This is a genomic window from Macrococcus animalis, assembly GCF_047425875.1.
Classification (GTDB): domain Bacteria; phylum Bacillota; class Bacilli; order Staphylococcales; family Staphylococcaceae; genus Macrococcoides; species Macrococcoides animalis.
On sequence record NZ_CP179727.1, the window covers coordinates 1,181,771 to 1,198,401 of the forward strand.

Consider the following 16,631-nt stretch of genomic DNA (forward strand, 5'->3'; position numbering starts at 1 on the left):
TAAAGATTTGGATGGTTATTTCAAATAAAAAAGATACTGAAATTACCTTCAGTATCTAAATTAAATATTAAACATGAGCTTTCCATTGGCATGGCCCTACATTCATTTCAGTGAAAGTTGCTTCAAAAGAAGAGTCCTCAGGAGAACATGCATAAACGCCGAACTTTATTTCACCTTGTCCTTCATGAAGATGCGCAATTCTCATTTGTTTAAAATTTAAACCATCTTCAGAATACTCAATACAATAATCACTCTCACGTCTACTTAATCGATACCACATGGATTTAATATTGCTATCAATATCAAATGATGCCCAATCCGAGTAACCAGCATTCGTAACAACACTACCTAAACGTTGAAAGTCATCATTCTCATACTCAATTGAAGCTTTCAACCAATTGTCGCTATTTAGATAGATTACAACACCACACTGATCAAAGCGACGTTTCGTATCAAAATTTGTTTTCACTGTAAATGAAAAATAATCTTCTGACGTCGACATTTGAAGTACAGGTGCATTGTCATTTTGGAAGCCGTAATATGTTCTTTGCCATAGATCTGTGTTGGGTTCTGTAGTGATTTGTATACGTTCATCTGTTATCTCATAAACTTTTGATGCTCTCGTCCATTCTAAATTATTGAAAGTTGTCATATTAGTACCTCACAATCAATTCATTTCTCTCTCAACCACATCTAGAATTCTATGTAATTGATCCTCTAATTCATCTAAATTGCGTTGTAGTTCTTTAAGTTCACCGTGCACTCTAGCATCTGTAAAAATATTATCAAACCAAACATCGAGCATTTCATCTTGTCCATTATCAGAAATCCTTAAATCGACATTCAAATCAATATCTTTCAATTCTTGAACTGCAACATTTAAATTGTTTTGTAAACTTGAGACATGTTCATTGATTTCTTTAATCTTATTACGCTTAAAGTAACTCATGACACCAGAGCTACCTAATAAATCAAACCAACTCCAAGCATTTGCATCTTTCATTGGATTCTTAAGGTCTTGTATATTCCTAAGTGCAGCTTCTAATTCATTTCTTGCTTCGATAAACTCTCTTTGATCCATAGGTTCCACTCCTATAATTTGTTAAAATCATTGTAACAAACCATAAATTGTATTTCAAAAATGTGGATATTTTATTTCGCTGTTCCTAACTCTCTTTTTAAGTTATTGAGTACATTGTGCGTAAACGGATTGCCATACATTTCAACTTGGCGATCAATCACCGAAGCTTTTAAATCATGTAAATCTGATAGTTCATTCGTCCCCGCGATTCCATAAAGGCTGGAGATGAACTCTAACATATAAGCAATTGCTTCTCCATCTCGTAATTCAAGTAAATACGCTACCGCCTCATCGATTAATTGATACGCATCTTCTGGTGATAATCTCTTAATCATCTCATAAAACTTCGTACTAATAACCTCTTCGTTTAATTGTATTTCATCAACAAAAATTTCATCTAATTTGTCTTTTAACATACTACACACCTCTATCTCAAAATTTATTGTCATTATAACACTGATATTTCTACTTATACTTGCTTACGATTTATTTTAATGATATTTTCTGAAGTTGCTCAATAATTCTATTGTTCTCTTCAATTAAGCCCATTGCTTTCTCTGCAGTTAATCCTTCTATTGATGAGAAACATGTTATTAAGTGATTTTCTACATCATATTGTAACGCACGTCCTGCTTCAGTTAATTGCACAATTAACTGCCGTTTATCTTTTTCGGGACGAAGTCTTACCACATATCCCTTTTCTTCTAGTCGCTTGAGTAACGGCGTTAATGTATTACTCGCAAGGTCTAATTCTTTACCTAATTCATGTAATGTTTGACTTGGGTTCTCCCATAAGCTCACTAATGCAAGATACTGGGTATATGTTAACTTGAAATTCTTTAATGATGTTTTATAAAACTGATTAAATAGTCTGTTGACATTATAATATGAAAAGCATAATTGTTTTGACAAGTTATTTCCTTTAGTATCCATAATGTCCTCCAATCGTTCACGATTTATTTATAATTAGTAAGTTGTAATTATTGACTTAATTAATTATAGGATATAATATTATAAATATCAATCTTGCACGACTAATAAAAATAAAAGGAGTTTTTATCATGGAAAAAGTATTATATGACACAACTGTAATTAGTAAAGGCGGACGTAATGGTAAAGTATTTAGTGAGGATAACACTTTCTATTTAGATATTGAATCACCAAAAGAATTAGGTGGTAAAGGTACTACCGAATCAAATCCAGAACAATTATTTGCAGCAGGTTATGCAGCATGTTTCAATAGTGCGTTAACACTAATCCTGAAACAAGCGGGTCATAAAAACGTCGATCCTGAAGTAAGAGGAACTGCAATGTTATTAAGCGACTCAACAGATGGTGGCGTAAAACTAGCTGCAGAATTAGAAGTGAGAGTCGAAGGTTTAGATCAAGCAACTGCAGAAGCATTTGTTGAAAAAGCACATAACTATTGTCCTTATTCAAAAGCGTTAAAAAACTCAATTGATATTGAATTATCAGTAGTTGGTGATTAATTCCCCTGTCTTTTTTATAGATTAAAGGCGCCTTGATTTTTAAGACGTCTTTTTTACACAAAAACTTTGTGATTTAAATCACAAAGTGTTTATTTTTAAATATTTATACCCTCTACTATATTGAAATATCGAGATGTAAGCGCGAACATACTAATTTTTCATGTAATATTTCTAATCTATGCAACTTTAATTACCTAATTGTTCATAATTGAAATCAATTTGAAAATAAATAATCGTAAGCATGATATATGATTGCATACGCTTACAAATTGATAAATGTTTTTTTACATTTTTCTTTTGTCACAATCTCCTGAATGAAGATATCTTTTATAACAAATATACTTTACCCTCCTCAGTTATTATATTATATTATTTGTGAAATGATTCACAAAGTAAATAGGAGGAATTACTATGGTAGCAGTATTAGAAAAAAAACAAGTAGAAACAGAAGGCGCAGTAAAACAAATGATTGATACTTTAGCTGAAAACGGACAAGTTGCATTACGTATTTTAGCAAATAAAACTCAAGAAGAAATCAATCATATTGTTCATGAAATGAGTATGGCAGCCGTAGAACATCATATGTCGTTAGCGAAACAAGCTGTAGAAGAAACGGGTCGTGGTGTATATGAAGATAAAGCAATTAAAAACTTATATGCTTCAGAATATATTTGGAACTCAATTAAAGACAATAAAACGGTAGGCATTATTGGAGAAGATAAACAAAAAGGATTAACATATGTTGCTGAACCTGTAGGCGTGTTATGCGGTGTAACACCAACAACAAACCCAACATCTACAACAATATTTAAGGCTATGATTGCAATCAAAACGGGTAATCCAATCATCTTTGCATTTCATCCGAGTGCACAAGCATCCTCAAAAGCTGCAGCTCAAGTTGTTTTAAATGCAGCTGTTAAAGCTGGTGCTCCACTTCACGCGATTCAATGGATTGAGCATCCATCTGTAGAAGCAACAAAACAATTAATGAATCATGAACACATTGCATTAGTTTTAGCAACAGGTGGTGCTGGCATGGTGAAATCAGCGTATTCAACTGGAAAGCCCGCATTAGGTGTAGGTCCTGGTAACGTACCATCATATATCGAAAAATCAGCACACATAAAACGTGCAGTGAATGATGTGATTGCCTCTAAAACATTCGATAATGGTATGATCTGTGCTTCTGAGCAAGCTGTTATCGTCGATGCAGACGTCTACGAATCTGTGAAAGCAGAGTTCTTAGCACATCAATGTTATATCGTAAACAAAAAGGAATTAAAGTTATTAGAAGACGCTGTCATGAATGATGGTAAATATGCTGTACGTCCTGAAATTGTTGGACGATCAGCAATCCAAATCGCTGAATTAGCAGATATCAAAGTACCTGTTGGTACAAAATTATTAATAGCCGAACTTAGTGGTGTTGGTGAAGCTTATCCGTTATCACGTGAAAAACTGTCACCTGTACTTGCAATGGTAAAAGCCGCTTCTACTGAACAAGCATTAAAACTATGTGATGCTATGCTCAACTTAGGTGGTTTAGGTCATACAGCTGTTATACACTCAGAAGACGAACAATTACAAAATGCTTTTGGTTTACGCATGAAAGCTTGTCGTATATTAGTGAATACACCATCTGCTGCAGGAGGTATTGGTGATATGTATAATGAGTTAATTCCATCATTAACTTTAGGCTGTGGCTCTCATGGTAAAAACTCAGTGTCTCATAATGTATCTTCACAAGATTTAATTAACATCAAAACAATAGCGAAACGTCGCAACAACATGCAATGGTTCAAATTGCCACCAAAAATTTATTTCGAACAAAATTCTTTACTTTACTTAGCAGAAATGGAGAAAGTAGAACGTGTCATGCTCGTTTGTGACCCTGGTATGGTTGAACATGGTTATGCAACTCTTGTTCAAGAAGTCCTACAAAGAAGACAAACACAACCTGACATCAAAATTTTTAGTGATGTTGAACCCAACCCATCAACGAATACAGTATATAAAGGGTTAGAAATGATTACCGACTTCCAACCTGATACAATAATCGCCCTTGGTGGTGGATCAGCAATGGATGCTGCAAAGGCAATGTGGATGTTCTTTGAACACCCAGAAACATCATTCTTCGGCGCAAAACAAAAATTCTTGGATATTCGTAAACGTACTTATAAAATTGGCAAACCAGAAAATGCAAAATTCATTTGTATCCCAACAACATCAGGAACAGGTTCTGAAGTAACACCATTTGCGGTAATTACAGATAGTGACACACACGTTAAATATCCTTTAGCTGATTATGCTTTAACACCAGATGTAGCTATCATTGATCCTCAATTTGTAATGAGTGTGCCAAAAAGTGTAACTGCTGATACTGGAATGGATGTATTAACACATGCAATAGAATCATATGTTTCAGTTATGGCATCAGATTATACAAGAGGATTAAGTCTCCAAGCGATTAAATTAACATTTGAATACTTAAAACAATCTGTTGATCAAGGCGATAAGTTATCTCGCGAAAAAATGCACAATGCTTCAACCATGGCAGGAATGGCATTTGCTAATGCATTCTTAGGTATAAATCACTCAATTGCACATAAAATAGGTGGAGAGTATGGCATCCCTCATGGTAGAACAAACGCAATACTATTGCCACATGTTATTCGTTACAATGCTAAAGATCCACAAAAACACGCATTATTCCCTAAATATGAATTCTTCAGAGCGCACACTGATTATGCAGAAATTGCTAGATTCTTAGGATTAAAAGGTGAAACAACTGAAGAACTTGTAGAAGCATTTTCCACTGCAGTCTATAAGTTAGGACAATCAATTGGTATTCAAATGAACTTAAAATCACAAGGCGTAACGGAAACAATGCTCGATGCTACCATTGATAAAATGGCTGAACTTGCATATGAAGACCAATGCACAACAGCAAACCCTAAAGAACCATTAATCAGTGAGTTAAAAGGTATTATTAAAACAGCTTACGATTACGAACAATAAATATCATTCAATTAACATGTAATAATACTTTAAAAGCGTCCATTGGGCGCTTTTATTTTATGTAATAACTTATTCACATTACTCATAAGAAACTTTTACAATATTTGCTATAATAGACTTGAGGATGAAATATAAAGGAGTGATAATATGAAAACGTTGACTAAGTTAACCGTTGCGAGTCTAATCACGCTTACTTCAATTATTCCAATGCACGATACTCAAGCAGCTACAGTCAAAAAAAGTTGTACTATTTCTGTTAACCACAAAACTGTTTCAAAGATTAATGGTATACCTTTAGCAAATAAGAAATACTATATGTCTAGACATTATAATCCTGGGGCGAATAAGACCATGATTAAATGGTACAAAAAAATGAAATATGCTGCTAAGAAGCAAGGTATCACCTTAGATGTTGTTGGCCAACCCGGTGCATACGGATTTAGATCTTATGCCACGCAACAATATCTATATAATAACTATGTTTATCAGTACGGCAGTGCTTATGCTAATCGCATCTCTGCAAGACCTGGTACAAGTGAACATCAACTCGGTCTCGCAATGGACATCAAAGATGGAACCAACTACGGTACTTTAACAACAGCATTTGAGTATACACGTGCTTCAAAATTTCTACAAAAAAATGCACATAAATATGGTTTCATTATTCGCTACTTAAAAGGAAAAGAGAACGTGACAGGATTTATGTATGAACCGTGGCACATTCGATATATTGGTCGCACACATGCAGCACGCATTAAATACAATAAAGTGACACTTGAGGAGTATTTCGGTATTCAAGGTAAGAAACGATTAGCATCAGGTAAACACCGTGTTCGTGGTGTCATTTGCAAGTACTAGTAATTCATAAAAATACACCGCTAACAAATGTTAGCGGTGTATTTCAATATATTATTAGTTAATCGGTGAACCACCTGTTATACCATAAACTTGCCCTGTAATATAACTTGCATTATCACTCGCAAGTAATACATATACATCTGCAAGTTCTACAGGTTGTCCAGCACGTTGTAATGGTTCTTTTTGACCGAACTCAGGAATTTTATCTTGATGTTGTCCACCACTAATTTGTAAAGGTGTCCAAACAGGACCCGGTGCAACACTATTAACGCGAATACCTTTTGGCCCAAGTTGTGCAGCTAAAGATTTCGTAATTGAGATATTACAACTCTTCGTCATTGCATAATCTACAAGTTGCAAACTCGGTTTTACACCCTGAATTGAACTTGTAATAATAATACTCGAACCAGGTTGTAAGTATTTCATCGCCGCTTGAATAGAGAATACATTGGAGAATACATTCACTTCAAACGTATCACGTAATTGTTGTTCTTCTAAGTTTTCAATATCATACTCATATTGTTGCATTCCTGCATTGAGGACTAGAATATCTAAACCGCCTAGCGCTTCATGTGCTTGATCAATCATATCTTTAGCAAACTGTTTGTCGCGTAAGTCACCAGGAAGTAGGACACATTTCTGACCTGCATCTTCAATATACTTTTTCACTTCTTCAGCATCTGTTTGCTCATCAGGATGATAGTTAATTGCAACATCTGCGCCTTCACGTGCATAACTGATAGCAGCAGCGCGGCCAATACCAGAGTCCCCACCTGTAACAAGTGCTTTTTTACCAACTAATTTCTCAGCACCTTTGTAGCTCTCTTCACCACAATCAGGTACAGGCGTCATCTTGCTCTGAATACCAGGATATTCCTGAGGCTGTTTCTCGAACTTATCATTAAAGTGCTTTGTTAACGGATTTGTTGACATTATTATTCCTCCTAAAAGCGTAATACTCTATATATACCCGTTTTATAAATTCTAAAATTAAAAAGTAGGAAAAAATAATAATTTTGTTCTTATGTTTCGTGTGAAACAATTAGCCTTTCTTATTGTTATATACTTTTACGATTTCTAATTTATATTTCGGAAACTGGAACTTTTCACCTTTAATATTTTCAATAGGTGCATCGTGTTTAATATAATATTTAAACGTGCAGAACTAGTTTTGTTGTGCAATCATATCACCATCAAAAGATTGGGTTAATTTATCTTGATAGTTATCTTGAATCCTCGGATCTAAATAAATTTGAAATTTATTGTTATGCTCAATTACAAAAATGGGTGCAATATAAGGAATTTCTTTATAATGATTCGTAATGTCATTCATTGGATAGATTAATAATGTTGGATAAATACTCTTTTTTCCTAATTTAATTCCTTCACCTTTTGCGATTTCCACATTACTATAATTGTTTTTATTAATGAATGTGTTAATGACTTCATCATATGAATTTTATAACTTATTTTTCATATTTAAATCATCAGTTTCATAACTTTCAACAACAATCATATGTTTAAGATGCTCTTGTTTCGTCATTTCATAGTACACAATTGATCCAACAATAATAAGCAACATCGCAATAATACTTAATAACTTTTTACTTTTATCCAAACGAACACCTCTTTTTATTTTATTATACTTTTTTTTACACAATATAATCAATTTCATTTATTAATGCATAAAAAAGGACAATCCAAAGATTGTCCTTAAACAATATTATTGAAATAAATTTAAACTACTTATACCCAAAAATACAGTTACTACAACAAATAATAGTACTATTAATATACTCTGCCAAAGATCTTTCAATGAATCTCTAGAATAAGGATTTCCCTCGGCACCATTATCGAAAAATTTAACGATTTCTTCATAGGTCTTAACGTTATACTTCGATTTTAATTTCTCAATCTTTAAAGCGTAATACAATCCAATTAACATTAAACCAAAATTAATTACCATTCCCCAATCTCCGAGATATTTTAATACTGGTCCAATAGATATAGCACCCAACACCATAAATATTAACATCCACCACGAATAACGATTCATACTACTCTTATCAATTACATTTCTCATTTCTACTACATCTCCTTTAACTAGTTCATCTAAAGAAACATTGAATAGAACACTGAGTGCAATCAAATTATGTAAGTCTGGATAACTTCTTTCATTCTCCCAATTTGATATCGTCTGACTGGAAACATAAATCTTCTCTGCCAAATCTGCTTGAGAAAAATCCATCCCTTTTCTATATTTTCTAATTTGATTTCCAACATCCATATCCAACAGCTCCTTCCCATTCAACATAACTTGTCAAATCCAATTCTCGCCATCTAATATCTTTATAATACAACAAAATAAGGACTATAAAATGATTTATAGTTCTTATTTCCTAGGTAATAGTTATCTAATACTCAATTTTTTCATATTTTTTAGTCATATTTTGACGATATAATGGTGGAATTGCATCCCATTCTACAAATGCAATCTTATCTACATAAAGTCCTTTATGGTGTACCATTGCATAGTGTCTATTATCCGGTGCTTGACCGCCTTCAAAAGTAAGTGTTGAGGTTTCCCCAAAAGGTGTATCAAAAACTATCATATTTTTATACGGATCTGGAAACTGTGGTTTTTTCTTTTCTCATCATATTTCTTACCACCATTATAAGTTACTTCTTTAGGCAGTGTAGTATATCCTATTTGGTAATCCATTAAGGGATTAATCCTATCAACCATCTCATTCTTATTTTGATATACACTGAAAAATATAAATAATCCTAAGATGAATACTCCTAGTGATATTAGCAAGTACTTATAAATGTTCTTAAATCTTAAATCTTTATCAATTTTCTTAATCATTTCATCGTCTCCTTTTAAAAAAGTGTCTAAAGATAGATCAAATGTTTCTGCCAATTTTATAATCATTGAGACATCTGGATATGTTCTTCCTGTTTCCCAACTTGATATTGTTTTATCAGAAATGTTTAATATATCGCCAAGCTCTTTTTGTGTTAGTTTTTTTGTAATACGATTTTCTTTTATCGCTTTGTTGATTTCCATTAAGTTGTCCTCCTCGAGATCATTATTATCTTTACTATACACTGAAGCTACCTAGCAATTGTAGAAACAATAAAAATAAGCACTCTACGATGTGTAGAATACTTATTTTACGGATTATTTAACTTATAAATTATCGCTTCAGTTTAAAGATTTCAGACAACGGATTGTATTTTCCTTCAATCATATCAAGTAATAGTTTACTACCAAATGATGAATAGACTGTTCCGTTACCACCATATCCATATAGGCCATATACTTCTGCATCTTCTTCAATTTTGCCGATAAATGGCTTACCATCTTTCGTTTCACCAAACCTTGCTCCATAAGCATATTCTATCGTAAGTTCTAACTCAGGATAAAGTTTATTCAATGCTTTAATCAGTCGCTTACCTTGTTTTTGTATATGTTTTTCGTTTGGTATTTTATCTGTCTTTTCATCTAATCCACCAATTAATACTCTATTTCCCGGGACATGTCTAATATATAAATAGGGTCTCGCAGACTCCCATATCATCACTTTATCTTTCCAAAATTCTTTTTCATCTATCGGCTCTGTCACAACAGCATAACTCGCAACAAATTCCTCATGATTAATATAGCGTTTCGTTATTTTATTATTCGCATAGCCTGTTGTCATAATTAGTTTATCGGCTGTGATTGTTTGGTTATTAAACTGACATTCAATTTGATTATCTACCTTTTTGTATTTGATGAGTTCAGTTTGTTCCATAACATCTAAATGGTAATTGGAATGTGCAAGCTTTACCACTTCATTTACAAATACATATGGATTAATCTCGGCATCTTCATGTGTAATGAGTGCATTATATTTATCAATACCATAGTCTTCTAATAGTTGTGTCTGATCTATATAATCTACAGGAAAATCAAAATATTTTAACGCTTCATATTCATCTTTAATCGTCTTTTTATCGCGTTTAGTAGATGCGATAAAGAGGCTATCACGTGTTATAAAGTTTACTCTAGAATCGAGTAATTTTGAAATCTTCTCAATGTCTTCTAAACCTTCTTTACTCGCTTTATAGAAATGATAGGCTTCCAGTTCACCAAAGTCTTTAATACATTCATGCAGTAATTTATCACTCATATATTGCATTAAGCCTGTATTTGCTGCACTACTCGCACTGCCAATCTCATCTTTTTCAACGAGTAACGTGCTATAACCTTTTTCTGCTACACGATATGCAGTCAGTGCACCACTCATCCCCCCACCTATGATAACAACATCATAGTGTGTATCAATTTCATCTTTATAAGACTTCTTTAAATACGTATCTGGCCAATATACTTTTCCATTATGCATATTTAACACCCCTTAAGAATGATTCTTTCTCTTTAACTTCAACATACCCAAAGTTGCTATTAATATGCGTTGGCTAATTCGAATGCTATTTTTCTAATCGATTAATTTTTATATTTATACCGAAGCATTCATTTAATAACTGCTGGTAATTATCTCGTGTTACTGGCACTATATTTTTCATTTCTGCTTTAGACAGTGTTAAATTATTATGTGTCATTGTAACTCTGCCAAATGGTTTTGGCATAGTCACTAATAATTGCCTCACAAATATTGATTCTGGGTTTACTTGGTTATACTCGATACTACTCTTGAAGTAATGGATGACTTTTGGCTTAAATGTTGATTCGTATAATGTCTCAAAATGATTTTCAACCTCTTTTTGTACAAGGATACTATCATCTGATACTTGAATTGCGCGGTATTTACCATTTATATCATTTACAAGTTTAATATCATGATCATTCGCTGTACTAATTGGAATTGCACTTACAGGTAAATCTCCAAAGCCAACATCTGCGATATAGTATTCATGATTGATACATACAATCGTCGACATATGAGAGTCTTCTCTACTTCTACCTTTTGGTGTAATAATTGTTGCTGATACATTATAGGCTTCAAAACCTTTTTTAATAAGATAATGTTTAAAGAATGTATTCAACTCATAACAATAACCTCCACGATGTTCAGTTATGATTTTTTGATATAATCCATCTAAAGTTAAATCGATTGGTACTTTATTTTGCACACTGATATTTTCAAAGGGTACTTTGTACATAAAGTATTTCATCAGTTTGTCTAAATAGGATACTTTCAACTTATATTTAATCTCATTTTCTGAATCGTAATTAAATTGATCATCTAAATTGATATATTGATCAATCTTTATTACTTGTTCATCTGAAAATGATTCTGTACTTGTTGGTAATGTCGTCATAACTTTCACTCCAAACATATTATTTCACCTCTATTATATTGAACGTCCTCTATCGCTTCAATGATACAAATTTAAACATAACAATAAAACCAAATTCTTGCTTAATCCCGGGAGATGGATTACTGTCTAATTACATTACATATTAAACAATGAAAAGGTGACGGAATGAAAATCGTTGGTATTAGTGGGAACCCGTATGCAAACTCAACCAACTTAAAAGTACTTGAGAAGGTTGGTGCTGAATTAGAATCACAAGGACACACTTTTGAAGTGATTCATGAAGTAAAAGATTTACCGCTATTTAATCCACAAACGGAGTATCAAGAACATTACGATATCGTTAATCAGATGAGAGCGAAAGTGAAAGAAGCTGACTTTTTAGTAATTGTGAGCCCTGAATACATGGGCGGTGTTCCAGCTATTTTAAAGAACGCACTTGAATGGATGTTGTCAGAAGCAACACTGATGCAAAAGCCTACAGCATTTGTTATTCATTCACCGATTGGTAAACATGCAGTTGAAGCATTGAACAGACATTTAAGTATTATGGGTGCAACACTAAAAGAGGAATGGCAATTATTGATTAGTTACAATAAAAGAATTGAAAGAAAAGATGGATGGTTTCAAGATGATTCCGTCAATGATCAGTTAAAAGCATTCATCCAAAATGTAAGTACTTATCATCACCAGATTATATTTCCCAAGCAATAAAAACGAACCATTCGGATCCGAATGGTTCGTTTTTAAGTTATGAAATACTTCTCATCGTATATACAATATCAAAAAAATAATTTGCTACTGTTTCTGATTCATCTCTAAAGTTTTGATGCATCCATTCTTCAATTAAACCAAGTAATGCAGATGCGGCAAAGTTTGCGATATAGTTATCTGGAATCTTTGAATCTCTAAACACCGATAAACTATTGTTTTTGAATTGTTTAATCAATAATTGTTTCAAATGTTTTTCAAAATTAAAAGGCAAATCCGAAAGCATCAATAACTTAAATGTCTCTTTTCTTTCCTCTATGAAATGAAAAATAGTAATACAATAAATCACTGAAAAATTGTCTTCCATCTGATTAATAATATTTTGAGCATCAATTTTATTCAATAGTATTTCCAATTGTAACATCATATTTTTTATCATCTTTTCACACAAATCATATTTGTCTAAATAATGATGATAAAAAGTACTCCGATTTACTTGTGCTTTCTTTGAAATATCCATTATTGTAATTTTCCCAAAAGACTTCATTTTTAATAATTCAATAAAACTATTTTCGATATTATTTCTTGTTTCAATATTCATTTTCTCGTAAGTATTCATTCGAACCACCATCCGACATATCCATTAATTTTGTTCATTGCAAGTAATAACTGTTCTTACTATAGTTATTGTTATAACTTATTTGAAGAAAGGAATTTCAACTTGAAAAAAATTTCACATATATTATTCTCTATTATAGCAGTTACAGTATTAGGATATGCAATGATAACAAATCATCCAGGAAAAACCATTATGCTTATCTTCTTTGCCCTCGGTTTTTGTTTAGCATTCTTACGATTATTCGTAAATAACTCAATCAAGAAAATGAAAGGTAAACATATCGGCATCAAACTGTTGTTCTTTTCAACTTTACTAGGTATAGGATTACCTATACAAAATTGGTTTAGAACAAATATATTATTTAAAATCGAACAAGATTATCTTACATATTGTATTATCTTGCTTGTCAGCGGTATGATAGTAACCACGTTAAGCGTCAATAGAATTAATCTTAAGATTAATTCCTCGGCTAATTTAAATTAATATGTTTCCACAAGTATTAAACCGAATCATTCAGATTTTAAATGATTCGGTTTAATTTAAAAGCTCGTTATTCTTCCACTCATAATGAAATATATACCTACTATTGTGAATATACCGAGCGCTACAAAGATTAATTTATCTATATTTGTGATTGACCTATCATGCTTCTTCTGAACCTTACAATATACAAATATGCCTGGGAAAAATAACATCATCGTCAAAAGCAAAAATTCAATTCCGGCTGCGATAATAAGCCAAATACTATAAACAGAAGCAATTAATCCAATTATTTTTTGGGTGATTGATAATTTATGCTGTCTACTAAACTTTAATTGATAGAATGCACTAAAGGCATAAGGTAATAGGACTGCTGATGATGCTAGGCTAAATGCAAATCGATATGCTTTATCTGTAAACAATAATGTAATAAAGAACGTTTGAATAATTAAGAAGGTTATCAACATCGCATTCACTGGTGCACTATTTTTGTTGTCTCTACCTAGCCATTCTGGGAAGATGTTATCTTTTGCAGCTAAGTTTGGTACCTCTGCTGATAGTAATGACCAACCTAACCATGCACCCATTACCGAAATCATTAGACCAATATTTATGAAATGTGCGCCCCATCCACCCACGATGTGTTCCATGACTGCTGCCATTGATGGACTTTCTAAATCTGCAATCTTATTTTGGATAATTACGCCTTGTGCAAGCAATGTAATCATAATATAAATTATCAATACACTCACTAGACCAATGATTGTTGCCTTACCAACATCTTTTCTATGCTTTGCTCTACTTGAGAATACTACTGCACCCTCAACACCTAGAAATGCCCAAACTGTAACCATCATCGTACTTTTCACTTGAGACATCATATCGAAGAAATCAAATGATTTTTGGCCATTATCCGTCATGCCATAAAAACCCGTCATAAATGTTTCAAAATTAAAAACTACAATTAGAGCAATAATAAACACGAATATAGGTATTAACTTTGCTATTGTAACTATTATATTAACAAATGCCGCGTTCTTTACACCTTTAGAGATTAAGAAGAATACACTCCACAACAATATCGAAGCCAATATGATACTAGGTATATTGTGTCCTCCTTCAAACATCGGCAAGAATGTACCTAGTGCTGTCATCAGTAAAGTACCGTATGCAACATTACCGAGTAATGTACTGAACCAATAACCCCAAGCTGCATTAAACCCCATGTAATCTCCAAATCCAGCTTTTGCATAACTATATATACCACCATCTAAATCAGGTCTCATCCTCATTAAATTTTGAAAACTTAATCCTAAAGAAATCATACCAATTCCTGTAATAATCCATCCGATGATAATTGAAAGACCACCTGATTTACCACCCATATCTGTGATTAAGTTAAATGCACCACCGCCAATCATCGAACCTATTACCATTGCAACAAGGGCAAATAACCCTAATCTTTTATCTTGATTCAAGAATACTCACTCCACTGTCATTTTTTATCCTGTTCAGCTCTAATGTTTATTTTTACTACTATAGTTACAGCTAACAATAGTATTCTACACTATTTAGAAACGCTTTCAAAAAAACAAATTGTAAAAACTTTTACATTTATGATTTGTCAGTGAATATTCATACAATTCTTTAATAATCACACTGTAGTATATTATAATACAAGTGATTAGCTTGTTTATTACTACGAGGAGGGATTACTTTGAATATGCATCGTGTGCTCTCAACATTAAAAAGCTTTAATCATTTAGGTTTTAGTACACAGCTAGATGGTATCAATCGCCTAGCTTTCACCCATAATGAACGATTAGCCGCTTTAAAATTTTCAATGTACTGTCAAGAATTAGGTATGAGTGTTTATTTTGATAGGATTGGTAATGTTATCGCTAGAAGAGATGGCAAAGATAACTCATTGCCCGCTGTTGTGATTGGATCACACATAGATACTGTTCCAGAGGGTGGACAATATGATGGATTACTCGGTGTGGTAGGTGCATTAGAAGTCGTTAGACACCTTAATGATTTAAAGCTTATCACAGACCATCCTATTGAAATCATTGCCTTTAGTTGTGAAGAATCAGCTAGATTTAATGTATCAACTATCGGTAGTAAGTATTTATGTGGATTGTTAAGTGAAGCAGACATGAAAAATATCATAGATAAAAATGGAGAAACTTTACTTGAAGTAATTGAAACAATGGCTTCTACCGACTCATCTCGTTCTTCATTTCACGATAATAACAATATGAAAGCATTCTTAGAATTACACATAGAACAAGGCCCTATCCTAGAGAAAAAAGAAAAAGATATTGGTATTGTTACACACATTGCAGCACCAGAACGTTTAAAAGTTACTTTAAATGGAATAACGAGTCATTCAGGTTCAACGCCCATGACGATGCGAAAAGATGCTTTAGTATGTGGTGCTGAGATTATTCAAAGCGTAGAAACAATCGCTCATGAATATCATCAAGACGGTATCGTCGCAACAGTTGGTGGTATTAACGTCTCACCAAATACAATGAATGCCGTAGCAGGAGATGTAACTTTATTAATTGATATTAGAGGGATAAATAAAGATATTCGCGATGGCGTTGTTCAAAAAATCATAGGACAAATTGAATTCATATGCTCTAAACGTGATATCGAAATAACAATCGAATCTCTTGGTAATGACACACCCATTGCACTCTCTGAGAAAATTGCTGATATTATTGAAGAAAAAGTAATGCATCAAAAACTTTCTAGTCGTCGTATGTTTAGTGGTGCCGGACACGATGCAATGCATATGGCTAAGTTTTGTCCCACAAGTATGATATTTATCCCATGTAAAGACGGTATCAGTCATTCACCATCAGAATCAGTTACCGAAGATCAAATAAAAAATGGTATTAACGTATTAATAGATACGGCATTAGAGCTCGCATCTGCAAGTACAAAATTATAAAAATTAAGCGACTGGAGAAATTTTTCCCAGTCGCTTTTAAGAATATTATTAATCTAGCAAAAAATATCCTTATGCGTCACGATA

At 32.9% G+C, this 16,631-nt stretch carries 20 protein-coding genes; 6 read left to right on the top strand and 14 right to left on the bottom strand.

What is annotated here, in order from left to right; all coding sequences use genetic code 11:
• Positions 1-67: 67 nt before the first annotated feature.
• The 4 genes from ACMGE9_RS06195 to ACMGE9_RS06210 all read right to left on the bottom strand — a co-directional run bounded on the left by ACMGE9_RS06195 (position 68) and on the right by ACMGE9_RS06210 (position 2,014).
• A complete protein-coding gene (locus ACMGE9_RS06195) occupies positions 68-652 on the bottom strand; it encodes a DUF1349 domain-containing protein (protein WP_414044367.1) in 585 nt (194 codons plus the stop codon).
• A gap of 15 nt (positions 653-667) precedes the next feature.
• Positions 668-1,081 carry a hypothetical protein gene (locus ACMGE9_RS06200; RefSeq protein WP_414044368.1) on the bottom strand — a complete coding sequence of 138 codons (414 nt, stop codon included), beginning with the start codon at positions 1,079-1,081 and terminating at the stop codon, positions 668-670.
• Between the two features lie 71 nt (positions 1,082-1,152).
• Entirely contained in the window at positions 1,153-1,497 is a 345-nt protein-coding gene (locus ACMGE9_RS06205; protein ID WP_414044369.1) for a hypothetical protein, read from the bottom strand.
• 70 nt (positions 1,498-1,567) lie between these two features.
• Complete coding sequence (locus ACMGE9_RS06210) at positions 1,568-2,014, bottom strand: MarR family winged helix-turn-helix transcriptional regulator (protein ID WP_414044370.1); 447 nt, start codon at positions 2,012-2,014, stop codon at positions 1,568-1,570.
• 128 nt (positions 2,015-2,142) lie between these two features.
• Between ACMGE9_RS06210 and ACMGE9_RS06215 the strand changes: the two genes are divergently transcribed.
• From ACMGE9_RS06215 to ACMGE9_RS06225, 3 genes are all read left to right on the top strand, one after another.
• Positions 2,143-2,571, top strand: coding sequence for an organic hydroperoxide resistance protein (locus ACMGE9_RS06215; protein WP_414044371.1), 429 nt, complete (start codon positions 2,143-2,145; stop codon positions 2,569-2,571).
• A gap of 411 nt (positions 2,572-2,982) precedes the next feature.
• On the top strand, positions 2,983-5,589 hold the full coding sequence (gene adhE / locus ACMGE9_RS06220) for a bifunctional acetaldehyde-CoA/alcohol dehydrogenase (RefSeq protein WP_414044372.1): 2,607 nt from the start codon (positions 2,983-2,985) through the stop codon (positions 5,587-5,589).
• 147 nt (positions 5,590-5,736) lie between these two features.
• Positions 5,737-6,447 (top strand): D-alanyl-D-alanine carboxypeptidase family protein, encoded by a 711-nt coding sequence (locus ACMGE9_RS06225; protein WP_414044373.1) that lies wholly within the window; start codon positions 5,737-5,739, stop codon positions 6,445-6,447.
• A 54-nt stretch (positions 6,448-6,501) separates the two neighbouring features.
• On the opposite strand, the gene ACMGE9_RS06230 is transcribed toward ACMGE9_RS06225, so the two are convergent.
• From ACMGE9_RS06230 to ACMGE9_RS06265, 8 genes are all read right to left on the bottom strand, one after another.
• Positions 6,502-7,383, bottom strand: coding sequence for an SDR family oxidoreductase (locus ACMGE9_RS06230; RefSeq protein ID WP_414044455.1), 882 nt, complete (start codon positions 7,381-7,383; stop codon positions 6,502-6,504).
• A 229-nt stretch (positions 7,384-7,612) separates the two neighbouring features.
• The gene (locus ACMGE9_RS06235) at positions 7,613-7,852 is read right to left on the bottom strand and encodes a hypothetical protein (protein ID WP_414044374.1); all 240 of its coding nucleotides are present in this window, start codon (positions 7,850-7,852) and stop codon (positions 7,613-7,615) included.
• A gap of 54 nt (positions 7,853-7,906) precedes the next feature.
• The gene (locus ACMGE9_RS06240) at positions 7,907-8,065 is read right to left on the bottom strand and encodes a hypothetical protein (RefSeq protein ID WP_414044375.1); all 159 of its coding nucleotides are present in this window, start codon (positions 8,063-8,065) and stop codon (positions 7,907-7,909) included.
• Between the two features lie 105 nt (positions 8,066-8,170).
• Positions 8,171-8,734 carry a helix-turn-helix domain-containing protein gene (locus tag ACMGE9_RS06245; RefSeq protein WP_414044376.1) on the bottom strand — a complete coding sequence of 188 codons (564 nt, stop codon included), beginning with the start codon at positions 8,732-8,734 and terminating at the stop codon, positions 8,171-8,173.
• Between the two features lie 127 nt (positions 8,735-8,861).
• Positions 8,862-9,059, bottom strand: coding sequence for a hypothetical protein (locus tag ACMGE9_RS06250; RefSeq protein ID WP_414044377.1), 198 nt, complete (start codon positions 9,057-9,059; stop codon positions 8,862-8,864).
• On the bottom strand, positions 9,056-9,517 hold the full coding sequence (locus tag ACMGE9_RS06255) for a helix-turn-helix domain-containing protein (RefSeq protein ID WP_414044378.1): 462 nt from the start codon (positions 9,515-9,517) through the stop codon (positions 9,056-9,058). Before ACMGE9_RS06255 ends, ACMGE9_RS06250 begins: the two co-directional genes overlap by 4 nt.
• A gap of 130 nt (positions 9,518-9,647) precedes the next feature.
• A complete protein-coding gene (locus ACMGE9_RS06260; RefSeq protein WP_414044379.1) occupies positions 9,648-10,841 on the bottom strand; it encodes an NAD(P)/FAD-dependent oxidoreductase in 1,194 nt (397 codons plus the stop codon).
• Between the two features lie 85 nt (positions 10,842-10,926).
• Complete coding sequence (locus tag ACMGE9_RS06265) at positions 10,927-11,778, bottom strand: arylamine N-acetyltransferase family protein (RefSeq protein WP_414044380.1); 852 nt, start codon at positions 11,776-11,778, stop codon at positions 10,927-10,929.
• A gap of 165 nt (positions 11,779-11,943) precedes the next feature.
• Here ACMGE9_RS06265 and ACMGE9_RS06270 point away from each other — a divergent pair, with 165 nt between their 5' ends.
• Positions 11,944-12,489, top strand: coding sequence for an NADPH-dependent FMN reductase (locus tag ACMGE9_RS06270; protein WP_414044381.1), 546 nt, complete (start codon positions 11,944-11,946; stop codon positions 12,487-12,489).
• A 37-nt stretch (positions 12,490-12,526) separates the two neighbouring features.
• Here ACMGE9_RS06270 and ACMGE9_RS06275 read toward each other — a convergent pair whose 3' ends face one another.
• Entirely contained in the window at positions 12,527-13,105 is a 579-nt protein-coding gene (locus tag ACMGE9_RS06275; RefSeq protein ID WP_414044382.1) for a TetR/AcrR family transcriptional regulator, read from the bottom strand.
• Between the two features lie 102 nt (positions 13,106-13,207).
• Between ACMGE9_RS06275 and ACMGE9_RS06280 the strand changes: the two genes are divergently transcribed.
• Positions 13,208-13,588 carry a hypothetical protein gene (locus ACMGE9_RS06280; protein ID WP_414044383.1) on the top strand — a complete coding sequence of 127 codons (381 nt, stop codon included), beginning with the start codon at positions 13,208-13,210 and terminating at the stop codon, positions 13,586-13,588.
• A 56-nt stretch (positions 13,589-13,644) separates the two neighbouring features.
• On the opposite strand, the gene ACMGE9_RS06285 is transcribed toward ACMGE9_RS06280, so the two are convergent.
• Complete coding sequence (locus ACMGE9_RS06285; RefSeq protein ID WP_414044456.1) at positions 13,645-15,021, bottom strand: basic amino acid/polyamine antiporter; 1,377 nt, start codon at positions 15,019-15,021, stop codon at positions 13,645-13,647.
• A 287-nt stretch (positions 15,022-15,308) separates the two neighbouring features.
• Here ACMGE9_RS06285 and ACMGE9_RS06290 point away from each other — a divergent pair, with 287 nt between their 5' ends.
• Complete coding sequence (locus ACMGE9_RS06290) at positions 15,309-16,547, top strand: M20 family metallo-hydrolase (protein WP_414044457.1); 1,239 nt, start codon at positions 15,309-15,311, stop codon at positions 16,545-16,547.
• Positions 16,548-16,631: the final 84 nt, after the last annotated feature.

Bases quoted from the DNA above. Each gene is read 5' to 3' on its own strand.
- ACMGE9_RS06200 (WP_414044368.1), bottom strand. From the start codon at position 1,081: ATGGATCAAAGAGAGTTTATCGAAGCAAGAAATGAATTAGAAGCTGCA.
- ACMGE9_RS06195 (WP_414044367.1), bottom strand. From the start codon at position 652: ATGACAACTTTCAATAATTTAGAATGGACGAGAGCATCAAAAGTTTAT.
- ACMGE9_RS06270 (WP_414044381.1), top strand. From the start codon at position 11,944: ATGAAAATCGTTGGTATTAGTGGGAACCCGTATGCAAACTCAACCAAC.
- ACMGE9_RS06210 (WP_414044370.1), bottom strand. From the start codon at position 2,014: ATGGATACTAAAGGAAATAACTTGTCAAAACAATTATGCTTTTCATAT.
- adhE (WP_414044372.1), top strand. From the start codon at position 2,983: ATGGTAGCAGTATTAGAAAAAAAACAAGTAGAAACAGAAGGCGCAGTA.
- ACMGE9_RS06265 (WP_414044380.1), bottom strand. From the start codon at position 11,778: ATGACGACATTACCAACAAGTACAGAATCATTTTCAGATGAACAAGTA.
- ACMGE9_RS06250 (WP_414044377.1), bottom strand. From the start codon at position 9,059: ATGATAGTTTTTGATACACCTTTTGGGGAAACCTCAACACTTACTTTT.
- ACMGE9_RS06260 (WP_414044379.1), bottom strand. From the start codon at position 10,841: ATGCATAATGGAAAAGTATATTGGCCAGATACGTATTTAAAGAAGTCT.
- ACMGE9_RS06245 (WP_414044376.1), bottom strand. From the start codon at position 8,734: ATGGATGTTGGAAATCAAATTAGAAAATATAGAAAAGGGATGGATTTT.
- ACMGE9_RS06290 (WP_414044457.1), top strand. From the start codon at position 15,309: ATGCATCGTGTGCTCTCAACATTAAAAAGCTTTAATCATTTAGGTTTT.
- ACMGE9_RS06285 (WP_414044456.1), bottom strand. From the start codon at position 15,021: ATGGTAATAGGTTCGATGATTGGCGGTGGTGCATTTAACTTAATCACA.
- ACMGE9_RS06205 (WP_414044369.1), bottom strand. From the start codon at position 1,497: ATGTTAAAAGACAAATTAGATGAAATTTTTGTTGATGAAATACAATTA.
- ACMGE9_RS06275 (WP_414044382.1), bottom strand. From the start codon at position 13,105: ATGAATACTTACGAGAAAATGAATATTGAAACAAGAAATAATATCGAA.
- ACMGE9_RS06215 (WP_414044371.1), top strand. From the start codon at position 2,143: ATGGAAAAAGTATTATATGACACAACTGTAATTAGTAAAGGCGGACGT.
- ACMGE9_RS06225 (WP_414044373.1), top strand. From the start codon at position 5,737: ATGAAAACGTTGACTAAGTTAACCGTTGCGAGTCTAATCACGCTTACT.
- ACMGE9_RS06255 (WP_414044378.1), bottom strand. From the start codon at position 9,517: ATGGAAATCAACAAAGCGATAAAAGAAAATCGTATTACAAAAAAACTA.